Source organism: Streptomyces sp. 5-10 (assembly GCF_014712245.1).
Classification (GTDB): Bacteria; Actinomycetota; Actinomycetes; order Streptomycetales; family Streptomycetaceae; genus Streptomyces; species Streptomyces violaceusniger.
In genome coordinates this window covers 39,414-55,262 of sequence record NZ_JACVYG010000035.1, presented here as the reverse complement: position 1 = coordinate 55,262, position 15,849 = coordinate 39,414, and the positions used below count along the sequence as shown (strand labels likewise).

Genomic DNA, 15,849 nt, shown 5'->3' with positions numbered 1-15,849 from the left:
AACACGTCGATTCGAATGGAGCGGCACCATGGCCACCAGCACGTCCGGCACGTCCAAGCGCACCCTGTACCGGCTCACGGGTGTCGCTCCCACGGTCGACGCGATGTTCGACGTCCTCGACCCGGCTCGGCTTGAAGCCGTTGATGCGGAACTGCACGTGCCGGAGGAGTGGTTGGGCGTTCCGGCGCTGCTGGTCACCGGCAGCTTCGAGCAGCCGGTGGCGAGCTGGTGCGGCGAGATCAACCGCACGACCGGGTGCGAGGTGTCGCGGCCGGTGAACCGGTCGGCCGGGCTGCTGATGCTCGCGGTCGACGGCGAGGTGTACGCCATCGGCTACGACCAGGGCTTCCGCCTGGTGCCCGACCAGGTCAAGGACCGGCGGTTCGGGCTGAGTTTCGTGATCCGCAGGGTGGACCCCGCCCAGATCCGGGACCTGGTCTCCCATACGCCGGGCGGCGGCCGGACCGACATCACCCTCGTGCCCGGCGGCGCTCCGGTCTGGAGCCTGGGCGTCCAGGAGCACGCGCAGATCGTGCGGCGGCTGGGCGGCCGGCTGGACGGGATCCAGCTCACGATCGCTCAGGACGACCGTACGAAGATCTCCAGCGTCGAGGGCGGTACCGGGCTGCGGATGCGCCTCGGTATCGAGGCTCCGGACCTGGTCGCGGACATCCGGGCCATCGCCCGGGTCCTTCGGGACGAGGTCCCGGCTCATGAACTGGAGTTCGTCGAGCACATCGTCCCGGTCAAGGACGCCGACCTCGTCACGCGGCTGGAGGGGCGGCTCGACGACATGCTGGGCGAGGTGCCGGACGGACGTATCGCGGTCGCCGTCCCGTCCGATCACTGGGACGACTACGCCGCCGCCCAGGCGTTCGCCACCAAGGTCAACCGCTCGGAGGCCTACTTCACTGACGACTTCAGCCTGGAGTACGTCCTCAACCGGGCTCGCGTGCACAGGGCGGGAACGCGCTTCGCCGCGCTCCGGGACGGCACCGTCACCCTCTACGCGCACACCCGTGCGGAGAAGCGTGACGTCATCTGGACGTCGAGCGTGCTGCGGTGGATCGAGGCGCAGGTGACGCTCGGCGTCCGCCGGTTCTTCCTGCTGGACGGGCAGTGGTACGAGATCGGTGAGGCGTATCTGGAGGCGATCCGTTCACAGGTGCAGCGGCTCATCACCGGCACGCCCTCGGTCGACCTTCCGGCCTGGGTGCTCGGAGACAAGGAGCGGGACTACAACGAGTCGGTGCCCGACCTGCGGCCCGGGTACGTCTGCTTCGACCGTGACAACGTCCGGACCGCGCTGCACCGGGGCAACGGCGTGGAGATCTGCGACCTGCTGAGCCCGGACGACGTCCTGGTCATGGTGAAGCGGGCCAAGGGCTCCGACGCGCTGAGCCATCTATTCGGTCAGGCCGTGGTCGCCGTTCAGGCCCTGCTGCACTCGCCGGAGGCCATGGGCGGGTTCGCCCGGAAGGTGGCCATGGCCCGGCCCGGCCGGGCCTTGCCGGACGGCTTCCGGCCGTCGAAGGTCGTATTCGCGATCCTGCTGAAGGACGGCACCGACCTCACCGCCGACACGCTGTTCCCCTTCTCCCAGGTCACCCTCGTGCAGACGGCCAAGATCCTTGAGGCGTGGGGCGTCGCCGTCGAGGTCATCGGGATCCAGGCCACGGAGGTGCCGCCGAGCCGGGCGGGAATCAGTCGTCTGGCCGCGTAGCGGAGCCTCAACACACTTCTCACCCGTCCATGGATACAGCCGTCATGAAAAGCCTGGGAGAGGGTGAAGCGGAGGTGGGCCACACCGAATGAAGGTATGGTCCTGACGATCAACGGATGATGCGAGCCCCGGAGTGATCCGGGGCTTTCGTCATGCTGAGACGGGCGCATACGCCGAGCGATACCGTCAAGTTGTCAGGGTGCGAGGTCGGTCAGGAGATCGTCGAGGACGGTTTCCTCCTCGACGCGTACGCCGAGTTCGCTGAGGGCGGTCCGCAGGTCGGGGTCCCAGGGAGCGGTGGCAGGTGTGCCCGTCAGGGATGGTGCCATGGGGGTTCGGTCGGCGGCGGCGCGGTAGTCGGTGGTGGTGTAGCGCCAGGGGTGCCAGGGCACGCGCCGGAGCAAGGCGGCGGCGATGCGTATGCCGCCCCAGTCGAAGTCGCCGTGGTAGAGCAGCCTTGCCCGGTGGGAGTGCAGGTGGCGCAGGAGGGTGAGGGCGGCGGCCGAGGGCTGGCCCTGGAGACAGACCAGGGGCGGGCAGGCAGGGCCGTAGGTGTCGGCCGCCGTGGCGAGCACGGTCGGGTTCTCGCAGATGTGCACCACCGGGGGCGCCTCGCGGGGAGGGGCGTGGGTGAGCTGGCGCAGGGTGAGCACGGCGGGTTCCCCGGTGCCGGTGGCCCAGTCGAGTGCGGGTGTGCCGCGTAGGCCCAGGGTCAGGACGGTGGAGGACAGGGCGTCCTTGAGGAGGCCCGCGCAGGCCCATGCTTCGCGGCGCCACTCCGCCCCGGTGCCGTCGGGGAAGCCGGTCAGGGCGCGGACGCCGGAGTGGACGAGGGCGGCGAGCGGGGTGCCGTCGTCGAGGGCGTGGGCGTCGCCGAGGGTGCGGGCGGCGAAGGCCGGGAGGGAGACGGCCGGATCCGCGGGCAGGCTTCGCAGCGCCGTCGCGGTGGAGGTGAGCAGGGCCCGGGCGGACTCCGGGTCGCCTGCGAGGCGGAGGACGAGGCCGCTCACGCGTATGTGCTCGCCCCAGTCGGTCAGTTCGGGCCGCTCGGAGCACAAACCGGTGAGCGGGGTGTACGCGTCGTGCCAGGCGTCCGCCTCCCGTCGGCGTGCGTCGCTGAGGAGGGTGACGGGTCCGGTGAGGGCGATGACGGCGGTGGCGAGGCCGTCGGGGCTGACGCCGGAGCGGCGCAGGATGGTGTCGACGGCGTCGAGCCGGACGCTCAGCGAGCGCCCGCCGCCGGGGGCTCGGCCCAGCAGGCGCTCGGCGGCGGCCCGCTCGCCGTCGGTGGGCGCGGCCAGGATGACCGGGCCGGTGAGTGGCTCGGCGCGTTCCATGCGGCGGCGTATCCGGTCCAGCAGCCAGGCACAGCCCGGATCGCCGAGGAGACGGGCGAGGCGGTCGTGGTCGACGCGCCCGGCGGGGGCGTCGGATGCGCTCATGTGAGGGTCTTCCCCCTTTCTCGCCACGGGCGGTCCTATCTCGCCACGGGCGGTCCTTCCTCGTCACGGGCGGTCCTCCCACGCCACGGGCGGCCCCGCGTCACTTCTCAGGCCCACAGGGCGTCCTGGCCCGGCGCGGGGTTCTCGGCGGGGGTGGGCTCGGGATCCCCGGGGGAGTGCGCCGGTGCGGGGACCGTCGCCATGCGGCGGTCGGGTTCGGGGGCCCGTGTCCGCTCGGCGCCGTCCCACTGCCAGCGGGTCACCAGGACCGCGTCGATGTCGTCGACGCGGGAGAGCTGGGCGATGGCGATGCCGGGCACTTGCGGGTAGCAGGCCCATTCACGCTCGCTGGTCATCACCACGTCCAGGTCGAAGGCGTGGAGCAGGCCCAGACACTTGGCGCGGGAGTCGTCGTCGACACCGGCGAAGGCTTCGTCCAGGGTGACCAGGCGCGGGGCGTGGGGAGCGGCGGTGGCGTAGTGAGCGGAAGCGGCGGCGAACAGGGGTACGGAGACGGCCAGGACGCGTTCGCCGCCGGAGGCGGGCCCGGTGGCGGGTACCCAGGTGCCGTGCTGGTGGCGTTCGATGCCGAATTCGTGCCAGGCACGGTAGTCGAGCGCGGTGGTGAGCACTTCCAGCCAGCTGCCTGTGGCGTTTTCGGCCTGCGCGCGGGCGATCTGGGCTTGCAGGAACTCGCCCACCGCCGCCCGGTCATCGGCCGCCCAGGCGTCGGCGGACTGGCGCAGCCGTGCCCGCGCCTGTGCCAGGCCGACCGGTGCCTTGCGGGAGGGCCGCCAGACCAGGCGCAGCTTCATGCCGGTGGAGGTGGGCCGCTGTTCGAGTTCGGTGTTCATGGCGTGTACCTGCCGTTCGGCCGTGCCGATCAGCTCCTGAAGGGTGCCGGCGACCTCGGTCAGCAGGTGGGTTTCCAGGATTTCGCGTTCGTGTGCCGACAGGATGCGGGTCAGCTCCTGGACCTCGGTGGCCAGGGCCCCGGCCAGTTCGGGTACGGCCCGCTCGCGGCCCTGGTAGACGAGGTCGACGATCATCCCGTCCTCGGTCATGCGCGCCGTGGCGCGGTGGCCGCCCCGGGAGAGGACGTCCTGGAGCTTCTTGTACTCCTCGCTGAGCCGCTTTTGCACGCGTTCCCAGGCGCCGTCGGAGTCGTCCGTGCCGGACAGTGCCGTCTCGACCGCTCGGGCGAGCGCGATCGCCGGGGTGGCGGCCCAGGAGCCGCCGTCCAGCGGCGGCAGGGGAGTCTCCGGCAGGGCCACGGTCAGCAGGCCGGTGGCCGCGAACCGTTGGAGCGCGGCGATGGCCTCGGCGCGCGTGGCCGCCGCTTCATGGACGTCCTTGTTCAGCTGCTCGATGCGGCCCTCGGCGCGGCCGGCGCGGCGGTCCGCGGCGGAGTACTCGTGACGGGCCTGTTTCTGGTCCCGCTCGCAGGCGCCGAGGGCATCCGCGGTTTCGGCAAGACGGCGCTCCAGTTCGGCGACGGCCGCGCCGACGGTCGAGCGGAGCGTGGTGTGGTGTTCGTCCGCGGCGGCGGCGAGCCGGGTCGCCTCGGCCATACGCTCGTCCAGTTCGGCCACCCGTTCCCCGGTCCGGCCGGCTTCCGCCTGCTCGTCGGCGACAGCGCGGCGCGCCTCGGCCCGGTCGCGGAGCGACGGCCACAGGGCGGCGAGGGCGGCAGTGTGGTCGGCCAGGGCCTGGCGGACGGCCGTGAGGGCCGGTCGCTCGGCGGGCAGGGTCACGGCGTCGGCCGTCTCGGTCAGTGCGGTGCCCGCTTCGGCCTCGCGCCGGGCCGCCTCGGTGAGTTCGGCCGCGCGTTCCTCCTGGCGGGTGCGGGCCCGGTGAGCGGCGTCCGCCGCCGCGGCGGCCACCGCGTGGGCGTGGCGCAGGGGGGCGTCGTCGGGGACGGCGGCCAGTTCGGCGTCCAGGGTGCGCCGGCGCGCGGCCACCGTGGCGCGTTCGGTTTCACGGCGCGTGGTGCTGTCGGCCAGGGCGTCCAGTTCGCCGCGCAGGGTGGCGATCCGGGCGCGGCGTGCTTCCTCGCGGGCGCCTTCGCCCACGTACACGGCCGCTTCCTTCGACCAGCTGCCGGTCAGCGCGCCGATGCGGAAGCGACCGTCCGACGCCACCCACGTGCCGGGTGCGCCGGTATCTCCCAGACCGATGGTCGCCAGGAGAGCGGACACGGCCGGTTCACCGACCTGCGTGGCCCGGGGATCGCCGTGGTCGACGGCGGGCCGCAGCGCGTCGGCGAGCACGGAGCCCGCCCGCGGCGCGGGCGAAGGCAGCGGGGCCAGCAGTACGTCGTGCCCGCTCGCCTCCAGCATGGTGCCGTCCGGGCACACCCACGCGTCCAGGAGCCCGGACGCCTCCAGCGCGGCCTCCAGCCCCGCCCGTTGATCCGGAGTGACGTGGTCGTGGAAGTCGACCAGCCTCCACAGAGGCGCTCCGGGAGTCCGGTCGCGCAGGCCCGGGGTACGGGTGTGGGGCGCCGTCGGTCCGTGCTGGCCACCGGCCTCCAGCTCCGCCAGCTCGCGTTCGGCCACGGTGCGCCGCTCGTCCAGTTCGGCCAGCTGCCGGCCGAGGGCGGCGGCCCGGTCGGCCAGGTCAGCGGCCTGTCCTCGGTGCGCTGCCGCGGCCTGCTCCCGGGCGGGGCTGGGGCCGTGCAGATGCGTGCCCCAGTCGTGCAAGGCGTCCAAAAGCCCCGTCGGGTCGGGAAGGTCCAGCTCCGTGCACCGGTCGAGGTGCTCGCGTACGGCATCCACCAGGTGCTGGCCCGCCTGTGCGACGGACGACTCGGCCTGGGCCTGGCGTTCGGCGGTGTGGGCGGCCTCGGTCTGGGCCTCGTCCAGACGGTGCGCGGCGGTCCGCCGTTCACCGGCGGCCCGTTCGGCTCGCGCGGCCAGCTCCTCCACGTGGTCGAGGGTGCGCCTCCTGCGTGCCACCGACTCCTCGGCCGCGTGGCGCAGTTCCACCTCCGGGACCGCGTCGTGGGTGCCGAGCACGTCATCGAGCCGGGCCGCCCGGGCCGTCTCCCGTGCCTGGTGCAGCGTGTTCTCGACCTGCCGCTCAGCCGCTGCCAGCCGCCCTTCGGCGCTCGTCAGGCGGCCGAGGGCGCGCGAGTGCGCCTGGGCGGCCTGGTCCCGGTCCCCCTCCGCCCGGGCCCGCTCGCCGGCGGTGCGCCGCGCATCGGCCGCCGCCTGCTCCAGCTCCCGGGCGCTGCGCATGTCCGGGCCCGCTCGCAGCGCGGTGTCCTGCGCCGCCAGCCGCACGGCCGTCTCCTCCAGCCGGGCGATCCGCTCCGCGGCCGCTGCCCGTTGCCGCTCGGCCTCTTCTCGCTCGGTCCGCGCCTGGGACAGGTCACGGTGCAGCTGTTCGTAGCGGGCGTGTTCGCTGCGCGGCAGCCGAGCCCGCCGGCGGGTGGCCACGCGGGCGTAGCGGCGGTAGTGGTCGAGGAAGGCGGAGGCGGCCCGTTCGGCCTCACTGGCCGCTCGCAGTTCCTCCTTCTCCTCGTCCAGGGAGCGGAACGCCTCGGCCACATCGGCGATCACCGCTTGGTCCATGGGCGGCAGCGCCTCGGTCAGCGCGCGGGACAGCGCCGTCTCGTTGGGGCGCTTGGACAGCTGGGGCTGGCGCAGCTGGATGAGCAGGTCGACCAGGGCGGCGTAGCGCCGTTCGCCGAGCCCGAACAGCGCCTCGTCGACCGCTCTGCGGTACGTCTTCGCCTGGTCGTAGACCATGCCGCGGCCGGCGACGGCCTCGGCCAGGCGATCCCGTGACAGCGCGGTGCCGGTGGCGTCGAGCAGGGCCAGCTCCTCGCCGACGCGCTGGTCGGTGACCGCGTACCAGTGGCGGGCGATGCCGCGGCCCGTTACCGCCTTCAGCCCGCACAGCAGGGTGCGGAAGTGCGCCCGGCCCGACTCCTGGTCGCGGCGGCCGAATTCGATCCAGGTGTAGCCGAGCCGCTCCGGATGCGGGTGCCGACCGGCGAGCAACAGGTTCCACTCCATGCGCTTGCCCGGGTCCGCGTCCGGTTCCACCCGGCGGGCGGACAGGTCGCCGTCCAGGAGGAAGGGCAGGGTCAGGGCGAGCACCTTGGACTTGCCGGTGCCATTGTTGCCGCGCAGCAGCAGGCGGCCGTCGCGGAACCAGAACTCCTCGGCGTCGTAGTAGAAGAGGTCGACCAGGCCGATGCGCAGTGGCTGCCACCGGCCGGGTGCGGGGTCGGGCAGGGCGGTCACGGCTGCGGTGCCTTTCGCTTGGGGGCGCGGGCTGTGCGGGCTGTGCGGGCTGTGCGGGAGGAGGGCTGTCCCGGTTCCGTCACGACGGTCTCGCCGACCGCGTACCGCGCGAGCGCGGGCAGCGGGACGATGCCCTTCGGGGTGCGGGCGACCAGGCCGAGCACGGTGAGCCTCTCCAGCGCCTGGCCGACCAGCTCCGCCTCCGCGCCGGGCTGCTTGGCGCTCTTCGACCAGAACGCGCCGTGTTCGGTGGCCAGCTCCCGAACCTTGCGTTCGAGGTCAGCGCGGCTCACCTCGCCGTCCATGGCCGCCAGGTGTTCGGCGAGCAGCAGGGTGACGTGCCCGTGCGTGCCCTGCTCCGGCATCCGTACGTCGGTCAGATCGTCGTGCGGGTCGACCATGGCGATGCCCTCGGCCCGCACCTCGGCGACCAGGCCTGTCAGTTCGGTGATGCGGGCGGTGAGGAAGGCGCGCTGGCGGGTCAGGTAGGCGAGTTCCTCGTCGGTCAGCTCCTCGTAGTACAGCACCGGGTCGTCCAGCAGCCTCCGGGTCAGCCGCTGGCGGATCGCGCGGAAGCGGAGCTCGTCGCTGTCCAGCGCGCTCTCGGCGGTCAGTTCGGCCAGGCGGTCCTCGAAGTCCTCGGCGATGATCGTCGACGGGCCGCGGCGGGCGGCCAGCAGCCCGGCCAGGACGCGCCGCTGCACGTCGTAGAGCACGTCGCCGCTACCGCTGACGTATGCCTCCTCCTCACCGGCCACCCGCCGCAACACCCCATGGCGCAGCAGCAGCCGCACCACCGCCGCCAGATCCAGGCGTTCGTCGCGGCGCTCCATCGTGAACTCCACCCCGGCGGCGGCCAGATGGGGATCGGCGGCGTCCAGCACCACCTGCTCGGCCAGGCGACCCAGGGCGATCTGCGCCTCACCCCGCTCCAGCGCGGCCAGCGCCAGACACAGCAGCACATACCGGCGGCGCGTGAACGCGGCGCGGCCACGGGACGCCTCGCGCGCCGGATGCGTGGGATCGGCCAGGGTGCCGGGCATCCGGGCCAGCCGGGCGGCCTCCGCGTCCACCCGCAGTGACCAGCCGGTGTTGCGGTCGAACCAGTCGCGCAGCTCCGAGGCGTGCTGCCGCACCAGCCGGAACTCGTCCGCGTGCGGGCCCCGCGCCAGCAACAGCGGCTCCTTCAACAGCGTCCGGGCCGCCTTGTGCACCTCGGCCGTCCGCCGGCCGTCCAGCACCTCGCCCAGGGGTGTGGTCACAGCTCCCCCTCAATCGTCTCCGCCGGTGTGTGCCCGGGCCGGGTGAGGTCGGTGATCTCGACCAGGTGGTCGGGGCCGCGGAAGGTCCCGCCCGGCGTGCGGATCTCGGCCGTCGTCCCGTCGGCGAGGGCGGTCAGCCGGATCTCCAACGAGCCGTCGTTGCTGGTCGCCACCGTGCTCGTCATGCCGGGCCGCCACGTGGCCAGGGCATCGCCGAGCAGCTGCAAGAACAGTCCGAAGGCCACCGGGTCGAGTTCTCCCAGCGCGGATAACCGCGTGATGCCGTCCGTCGCGAGCCGCGCACGGGCGGCGGCGATCTCCTCCGCCTGCCTGGCGGCGATCTCGGCGAGCTGGCGTCGCTGCTCGGAGCGGTCCCGCACCCGGCGGGCCCGCCCGCGGCGTTCGTAGCTGCCGGTACGGCGCAGTTGCAGGCTGATCCGCAGCGGCTCGGCCTCGGCCCACGACGTGGACGCGGGCACCGGGCGGGCCGTGCGCTCGGCCAGCGTATCGGCGTCCACGGTCAGATGACGCGCGGAGTACAGACCGAAGGCGGCGCGCCACAGCCGGTGCCGCGCCTCGTCGTCCGGGGCCTCGGCGAACCATCGGGCCAGGGTGCGGAAGTCCGCGGACCGGTCCGAACGCCCGGCCCGCCGCTCATTCAACTGCCTGACGACCGCGAGGAGTTGTGGGATCGCCCCGAGGGCCCGCCCGCGCAGCAGCCGGGCCTGCGACTCACGGCCGTCCGCGGAGACGAACCAGGCGGTGAGCCCCGACCACTTCGCCGCCCACCGCTCATAGGCCTGTTCCTCGGCGCTTTCGGCGTCCTCGGGCGCGGCGTCGGCCGCCTCACGGACCGCCGCCAGCCGCAGCAGCACACCGGCCCGCCCGTCCTGCTCCAGCTCGCCGATGAGCACCGCGATCCGCCCGCCCAGCGTGATCAGGTCCTGGATGAACCGCTCCAGGTACTGGATCAGCCGGTCCTTGTAGGCGAGGAACACCTCCACCTCCACACCGTGCAGATCCATGGTGCGCTGCAGCGACCCCATGAACGCCCGCGCGTTCTCCGCCAGCGCCTCGAACCGGCCCGTCAGCGCCGAAAGCGCCAGATGCGCCTTCGCCGCGTCCGGCCCGCCCTCCTCCCGCTCGGCCGCGATCACCAGAAGGGCACGCAGCTGCGTGACGATGTCGTGCAGCGCCACCGCCTGCAGCGCACCGCGCCGCCCCAGTGCCTCGTCGTACACCGACAACGCCTGCTCGGCGGCCTCCCCGGCCTGCGTGAGCTGGTAGATGAACCGCTTGCGGTAGAAGTCCTCGACCGCGGTGACCCGCGAGGTGTCCGGATCCGCCCGCAGGTTGCCCCACTCCACGAGGCTGTCCAGCGCCTTCACCACCGTGTCCGGATCCGTCGGCCGGTACTCCGACGGCAGCGCGGCGTGCACGTCCTCGGGCCGCAGATGCACCGCGAACCGCTCCTTCGCCGCGAGGAACGCACGCATCACCTGACGGTACAAGGCCGCGTTCGGCACGGTCAGATGGATGAACGGCGCGTGCTCGCTGCCGCGCGGACCGGAAGCTGGTGACGTCATCGTCCCGGCATTCTTCCCGACACGTACACCAGGGCGGAAATCCCCGCCAGGGGGATTGACAGGATGGGCCGCGGGGATTGACAGGATGCCCTGCCACTTACGCGTCACACTCCGCTCGCGCAGAGCGACCGGTCGCTCGCAGACCACGCTGATCCCCACGAGAGGCACGATGACGCGCGAGCCGCGCGCCACGACACGCGGTACCTGCCACGGTGTCAGGTCGATGGACCGGCCCTCGAACCGGCGCTGACGGGCCGGTTCGAGAGTGTTCGGCCGGCGCGACGGGCCGCAGGCCGGGCTTCCCAGCCCGTCATGGCGGTCCCCGAGCCGTGTCGGCCTCATGTCGCGTTGCGCGTGGTCGTGTTCAGCGACGCCCCGCGGAACGCCCCGCGTGGACCTCCGACGTAGCCGGCGTTGTAGCGTTTCGTGCAGCCGTTCGGCTCTCGTTGCCCGTCGCAGCCACCACGGGCAGCAAAGGGGGGACACCGCACGTGTAAGGAGCAGTAAGTCATGGCACGACCAGAGTCCGGTAAGAGGGTCATGGGCTGGGCCGCCGCGGCCACGTTGCTGGCGGCGGCGCCGCTCATGGCTGCGTGCTCGGGCGGCTCGCACTCCTCCTCCGCCTCGCCCTCGTCTTCCGCCTCGCACAGCAGCGGCCCCTCTCCCTCGGCCGACGCATCGGAGAACTCCGGTGCCTCGTCGGGCGACGGCGGCTCCAGCGCACAGGCGGGCGGCCAGTCCACTGTGCCCTCCGCGGTCGAAGCCTGGGTCAGCGCGGTCATCGAGAAGGACGCGAAGCAGGCGTGCCTGCTCTCCACGGTGCCGGGCAGCGGCTCGTCCCCGAAGGCCGCCACCCCCCAGACGTGCAACGCGTCGGCGAGGCAGAAGATGGCCCCCGGTTTGAAGTCCATGAGCGAGGCGTTCTCGCCGCGGGATGCCTCTGGCAAGCCGACGGTCAAGGTCGACGCGCCCACCCCCAAGGGCGATGAGGCAGCCGTCCCGACGGCCAAGATCACCGTCGACGGAAAGCCCCTGCGGGCGATCATGCTGTCCCGCTCGCACGGCGTGGACCCGAAGTCCTTCACGGCCAAGGTGGAGACCGCCAAGGTCAACGGGAAGTGGTACATCGGCGACTTCGACATGGACAGCGGTCATCAGACACTGCGGCCTCAAGGGCAGTAGCTGCGGCGGGGCGTGATCTCGCGGCGGTCCGGGAGTGCGTTGGCAAGGCGTCGGCGTCGCGGCCCGAGGCGGGAGCGGATGGGCGGGATGCCGCCGACCACCGGCTGCGGATCGAGGCTCGTGGGTGTTCTCGGCGGAGACACCCGGCGAGAGAGGGAATCCGCTGCGTTCGCGGTTTTAGATCATGTCCTGCATGGTGGGGCGGCAGGAGCGTTTGGCGCGGCACAGGGCAGCGGCAAGACCGAGGAAGCCCAGGTCCGCGGGGGTCGTTGGTAGCGGGTGCTGAGCCGGCGGTAGCCGGACAGTCACGGCACCGGTCTCCCGATCACCCAACGTGCGCACCGAGCCGATGGTTGGGTTCGGTCCCTTTGTGGGCGATCCGTACCGCGAGGAGTTCGCCGCAAAGCCATCGACGCGGGTCGAGCCGGTCGAAGGCTTTGCCGGCGCGGACCCTTTCGGGGCGGTGACGCCGGCCGAGGCCGGGGTCGCCTCTCGATGGGAGCCCGGCCGGTGGCGACTTCAGCCCCCAGTGCCGCGGGCGTTGCCCGCGAACACCGCCTCATCATCGACGGTCGCCGCTCCCACCGCCCCACCGCCCCACCGCCCTGCGGCCGTACCCGCGGCACCGGCCGCAACGGCCGCGACCACTCCCACAACCCGTCCGGAACGATCCATCCCCACCGGTTGCTCCCCACACCCTCACCAGCGACGACCAACCCACCCTGTAGAACATGGCACCAGGAGGAGAAGTGCAACGACCACCGGAACCGGACGACCTCGCCTCGTACACCCGACGGCGCGTCCTGACCGCTACGGTCGGGATCGGGACCGCGGCTGCCCTCGGCGGTTGTCGCGCGTCCGCGTCCTCGTCGTCCTCGTCGTCCTCGTCGGACGCCCTCCGGGTCGACTTCGGCAGGACGGCGTTCTTCCCCCTGGTCAAGTCGAAGATCGGCGTGGGGCGTGCCCTCAACACCGACAAGATCCTGGACAGCCTGCGGTACCTGGACGAGATCCGTCCGGCGCTCTACGACGGAGAACTCCGCTTTCCGGAAACGGACTGGGACTCGATGAAGCCGTACCCCATCGAGGTCGAGGACGGCGAGGTCGAGGTGCGGCGCAACTCCTTTCTCGACAAGGTGCAGAGCGAGCTGCGGCGGCGCCGCATCGAGGCCATGTATCAACTGGAGGGCGCGCCCAAGCAGTGGGAGGACGCCGCGAAGGCCAAGGCGCCGCGGAAGTTCCCGCGCCCGACCGACCTGAAGGCCGCTGCGGACGCGATGGGCAGGTGGGCGAGGCTCTACGACGATCATCCGGTCAGCTGGTGCATGTGGAACGAGCCGAGCCACAACCTCACCGGGTCTCCCGATCTCGCGTCGATCCGGCAGATGGTCGACATCTACGACGCCTACGCCGGTGCGATCGGGCCCAAGGGGCTGTTCGGGATGGCGAGTTTCGTTCCGGTCGACGCGCACCCCCGTCGGCAGTTGGGCGGCCGGAGCTACCTGGAGACCGCCGTCGACGAGCTGCGGAAGCGGCGCAGGGCCGACCCCGACCTGCCGTTCGACTACCTCACCATGAACAACTACGGCGAGGATCTTTCCGACCTCGTCGACGGCGCACGCAACGCGCTGCGCGGCGACTTCAACACCGTTCCGCTCATTCAGGCCCAGTTCGGGGTGTTCCGCCCGGGTGAGTGGGAGAAGAAGGGCGGGACCGCGCTGGAGGCGGCCCGCTCGATGGCGGCGTTGGAGAAGGCGCTGCGGATACCCGACCTGCAGACGTTCACCTTCAGCGGCTGGCTGCCGCACATGATCGCCTTCAAGGGCGGCAAGGCGCTCCGCACGCCGTTGTTCAACGCGCTGAAGCTCTACGCGCGCATGCCGGACCGCCGTACCCCGGTGCGCGGTGGGCTGCCCGACGGCGTCGGCGCCATGGCGTCCGGTGACGAGCATCGCGGCTCGGTCCTGGTGTGGAACGAGTCCGGCGAGTCGCGGACCATCCAGCTCGAGCTGGCCGACGTTCCGCCGGCCGACGGGAGGCAGACCGAGCTGAGGGTGTATCACATCGATCAGAAGCACGGCAGCCCGCTGGAGCACAGTGGAAGTGACTTCGGCCCCAGTGAGACCGTTCACCTCCGCGGACGTTCCCGTAAGTTGTACAAGACCGTGACGGTGGCGGGCCCGGGTCTGGTGTACGTGGAGGTCGGCGCCGCGTCGCACCATCCCGTCCTGGACCGGGAGGGCCTGTCCGCCACCCTGGTCCGGAAGCACACATACGCCGACCGCGTCACGGGGCCGAAGGGGACGACCGCGGTGCGCGGCAATGCCTACGGCTGCTACGACGCCGTGCGTGCCGTCGCCTATCTGGGCGTCGAGGGGGATGAGGGCACCGCGTTGTGCGGAGCGGAGTACCGCGGGCTGCCGCGGACCCTGGACATGGACGTCCTCACCGAGCTCCCGGACCACCAACCGACCTCGTCGGAGGCGTTGTTCGGCATCCGGGTCGACTACGTACTCGACCACGGCGTCGCGAAGAGCGTGCTCTGGCACGGCGACATCCTCGACAAGCGCCGCACCAGGCCCCTGCCGTGGGGACGGCGCGGTGCGACCGCGGATGAGCTGGTCCACGCCCCCGAGCTCGATCGCGCGAGGGTGGGCCACGCCAGGCTTGCCCTCGCTCTGGGCGCCCATGCGCCCTCTGGCTGGGCGAGCTCCGGCGCTCGGGCGATCATCTCGTTCTGGATGGATTCCACCGGTCCTGGCTCCCAGGCGAGGTTCCTGCTCGGCTAGACGCCGTTCTCGCACACAGATCGATTTCGGCGTAGGCCGTGGAAAGGGAAAGCACGTGAAGCACAACGATCTCGCAGTGTCGCGGCGGTGGCTGGTCGGGGCCTCGGGGGCGGCCCTCCTCGCCGCCGGGTGCTCGAAGAACGATGGCGGAGGGGACAGCGGCGGCAGCGGCGGCTCCGGCAGCGGGTCCAGCGGCGGCTCCGGCGGCGGGTCGGCTCCGGACGGGGCGCTCGGCGGCAACTTCAACGAGGACCCCACCGGCTGTGGTTTCACCGAGCTCGAGGGGGTGGACGCCAGTTGGCTGCGCGGCTTCGTCGCCATCCGTGCCAAGGAGGAGACCGGTGCCATGCAGGACCGGGCCGTCTCCACTCTGCTCAACGCCTCCCAGCACGGTTACGGCACCATTCTGAGCCTCAAGCTCCCGCACAACGGCAAGCCCTTCCCGGACCCGGACAGCTCCGAGATGAACGACGTGCTGGCCAAGGTGGACAAGGTGCTGGACACCGTCTTGGACAAGGTGAACATCCTCGTCGTCGGCAACGAGCCGTTCATCGAGAGCCGCAAGGAGGACTGGAACGGTCCGCTGGGTGACTTCTACGAGAAGGTCGCCGAGCATGTGCTCGCCTACCGGGCCAGGCACAGCGGTAAGAGCAGCCGTACCCGCATCTACATGGGCGCTCTCAACCACCTCGACGAGCCCGAGTGGCGCGGCGAGGGCGCGGAGCGGTGGATGGAGTTCGCGCGGAAGACCGACGGGATCGAGGGGGTGGACATCCATCCCCATGTGTCGTCGATGGCGAACGCCAAGAAGTACCTCGACTTCGTGGTGCCGCGGCTGGGGCACGGGCAGAAGTTCCTGGTCACCGAGTTCTCCCTGGTGCAGCTGTGGCGGCAGCACCTGAGCGACCCGATTCCGCGCCAGTTCGCCGAGCGTTACAAGATGAGCCCCGGCACCAAGGTGTGGCAGGCGATCAAGCAGGCGATCGACCACCCGTGGTCGCAGCGCCAGTGGCAGGACCTGCTCGGCATGAGCCCGTGGTACGCGAGCCACAAGCACTGGCTGAGGAACCAGGTCAAGCAGTTCCGCGACACCGGCAAGCTCGCCGTGGCCACCTACGGCGTGGTCCAGGGAGCCGCCATGACCAAGGGTTTCGGCCCGAAGAAGAACCCCTGGCTGCTGAACAGCCTGTACGCGAGCCGCACCGCACGCCCCGAGGGCAAGTCGTCGACGCCCGCCCAGAGCCTCGGCTGGTACGACGACTTCCGGGCCCTCCAGCGCCAGCAGGACAAGCTGCCGGTGAACACCGGCAGCGTCCCCACCTGACCGAGGCGACGGCCCCTGCGGCCGGAGGCCGGCCCTTCCGCCCGGCCTGCTGGGATGGGGCGTGCCGTTCCGTTTCCGACCCCCTGCGGGTCGTGGCAGGCGCCCGGTTGCGCATACGCGAAGACCCCGCATCCAGCATCGTGGCTGGTAGCGGGGTCTTTCGGCACCTTCGCCGAGGTGTCCTCGGCAGGGAACTCGGCGAATGGGGACAAAGCGGTCCATGGGTGGGCGGTGAGCTGGTGATCCAGACGGCCTTCCCGGTGAGTCGAAGGGGCAAGTAGACGACCG

At 71.8% G+C, this 15,849-nt stretch carries 8 protein-coding genes; 4 read left to right on the top strand and 4 right to left on the bottom strand.

All coding sequences use genetic code 11. The features are described 5' to 3' along the window. Positions 1-28: 28 nt before the first annotated feature. Positions 29-1,723, top strand: a complete 1,695-nt coding sequence (locus IEJ02_RS31345) for a TIGR04141 family sporadically distributed protein (RefSeq protein ID WP_191067910.1) — start codon at positions 29-31, stop codon at positions 1,721-1,723. Between the two features lie 194 nt (positions 1,724-1,917). Here the strand turns inward: IEJ02_RS31345 and IEJ02_RS31340 are convergent, their stop codons facing one another. The 4 genes from IEJ02_RS31340 to IEJ02_RS31325 form a co-directional block, all read right to left on the bottom strand. Beyond that, complete coding sequence (locus tag IEJ02_RS31340) at positions 1,918-3,165, bottom strand: TIGR02679 family protein (protein WP_191067909.1); 1,248 nt, start codon at positions 3,163-3,165, stop codon at positions 1,918-1,920. A 107-nt stretch (positions 3,166-3,272) separates the two neighbouring features. After that, complete coding sequence (locus IEJ02_RS31335) at positions 3,273-7,418, bottom strand: TIGR02680 family protein (protein WP_191067908.1); 4,146 nt, start codon at positions 7,416-7,418, stop codon at positions 3,273-3,275. Beyond that, entirely contained in the window at positions 7,415-8,680 is a 1,266-nt protein-coding gene (locus tag IEJ02_RS31330; protein ID WP_191067907.1) for a TIGR02678 family protein, read from the bottom strand. Before IEJ02_RS31330 ends, IEJ02_RS31335 begins: the two co-directional genes overlap by 4 nt. Beyond that, entirely contained in the window at positions 8,677-10,266 is a 1,590-nt protein-coding gene (locus tag IEJ02_RS31325; protein WP_191067906.1) for a TIGR02677 family protein, read from the bottom strand. Before IEJ02_RS31325 ends, IEJ02_RS31330 begins: the two co-directional genes overlap by 4 nt. Positions 10,267-10,776: 510 nt before the next feature. Between IEJ02_RS31325 and IEJ02_RS31320 the strand changes: the two genes are divergently transcribed. From IEJ02_RS31320 to IEJ02_RS31305, 3 genes are all read left to right on the top strand, one after another. Then, positions 10,777-11,448 carry a hypothetical protein gene (locus IEJ02_RS31320; RefSeq protein WP_191067905.1) on the top strand — a complete coding sequence of 224 codons (672 nt, stop codon included), beginning with the start codon at positions 10,777-10,779 and terminating at the stop codon, positions 11,446-11,448. Between the two features lie 749 nt (positions 11,449-12,197). Continuing rightward, positions 12,198-14,237, top strand: a complete 2,040-nt coding sequence (locus IEJ02_RS31310) for a hypothetical protein (RefSeq protein WP_191067904.1) — start codon at positions 12,198-12,200, stop codon at positions 14,235-14,237. A gap of 55 nt (positions 14,238-14,292) precedes the next feature. After that, positions 14,293-15,561, top strand: a complete 1,269-nt coding sequence (locus tag IEJ02_RS31305; RefSeq protein WP_317985971.1) for a hypothetical protein — start codon at positions 14,293-14,295, stop codon at positions 15,559-15,561. The last annotated feature ends 288 nt before the right edge of the window (positions 15,562-15,849 follow it).

Bases quoted from the DNA above. Each gene is read 5' to 3' on its own strand.
- IEJ02_RS31345 (WP_191067910.1), top strand. From the start codon at position 29: ATGGCCACCAGCACGTCCGGCACGTCCAAGCGCACCCTGTACCGGCTC.
- IEJ02_RS31340 (WP_191067909.1), bottom strand. From the start codon at position 3,165: ATGAGCGCATCCGACGCCCCCGCCGGGCGCGTCGACCACGACCGCCTC.
- IEJ02_RS31325 (WP_191067906.1), bottom strand. From the start codon at position 10,266: ATGACGTCACCAGCTTCCGGTCCGCGCGGCAGCGAGCACGCGCCGTTC.
- IEJ02_RS31320 (WP_191067905.1), top strand. From the start codon at position 10,777: ATGGCACGACCAGAGTCCGGTAAGAGGGTCATGGGCTGGGCCGCCGCG.